The sequence below is a fragment of the Vibrio sp. 2134-1 genome (assembly GCF_033339495.1).
On sequence record NZ_JAWOUS010000193.1, the window covers coordinates 1 to 930 of the forward strand.

General features: G+C 44.3%; 2 pseudogenes. Both read right to left on the reverse strand.

Going from position 1 to position 930, the window contains the following annotated elements:
* Positions 1–794, reverse strand: a pseudogene (locus R7R78_RS24865) (ligase); the annotation flags it as partial.
* A pseudogene (locus R7R78_RS24870) lies at positions 760–930 on the reverse strand (glycosyltransferase); the annotation flags it as partial. The pseudogenes R7R78_RS24870 and R7R78_RS24865, both read right to left, overlap by 35 nt.

The following is a 930-nucleotide window of genomic DNA, read 5'->3' on the forward strand; positions in this document are numbered from 1 at the left end:
TGGTTGGCAAACAAAATGTCTTCTTGAGTGATCTCCAGTTTATCGGCAAGAGCATCAAAACCGACGTAGAGCGTGGTAGCGACTGTTCCAATAACCACAAATGCCAACGCCAAGAGAAGCATCCATGTATAGGTTTCACTGATGGTTTTTCGCATCCAGTTTTTAATAAAAATCTGATCGAGAAAAAACAGCAAACAAAAGCCCAGCAGAGCTTTTCGTTCTTGAGATAACACGAGTAGCGAAAATGCAACTAGCATCAAAAAAGGGAACAGGCGAATTTTGTCGCGATACAAATAGAGTAGCGAGCACAACACTCCAAATCCGTATTTACTGACCCCGAGTAATTTAAATCCGCTTTGATAGCCTTGGGCGAAGTGCCATGCTGCGACTAGACCACAGATGATAAAAAGTAGGTAGGTGAAATAGACCATCACTCGCTCATCATCAAATGCACCGTAAGCGTAAAGTAAGCTCAGTAGACAAAGAATGGCTAGCCACTGAACGGTTTCGATCAATAGTGGGGCCAAAGGCACTCTGTTCAACAAACCATTGATAAATACATATCCAGTAAACAGCACCAAGAATCCGATACATGGATGCAACAGTTGCTTTGCTCTTCCTTCTAAAATGATCAAGGCGATTAAGCCAACAGAAAGCAAACTTGCGATATCGGAAGGCGCAAGTGCCACGCCACCTACAGCGAATTTCACTGGGACAAAAAACAGTGCCAGAGTAATGGCTGCAAGGAGTGGAACGGTATTACTTATCGGTACAGAGCTGTTGGTAGATTCCATAATAGCCCTCTCGAAATTTGTCGATGGTGTAGAGTTTGGCTCGGTTGACGGAATAATGACTTGCCGAATTGTAAAGAGCCGCGTCTTCGCATAGCTCCGCAACCTTTTGCGCAAGCAGATTGCTATCACCGACTTC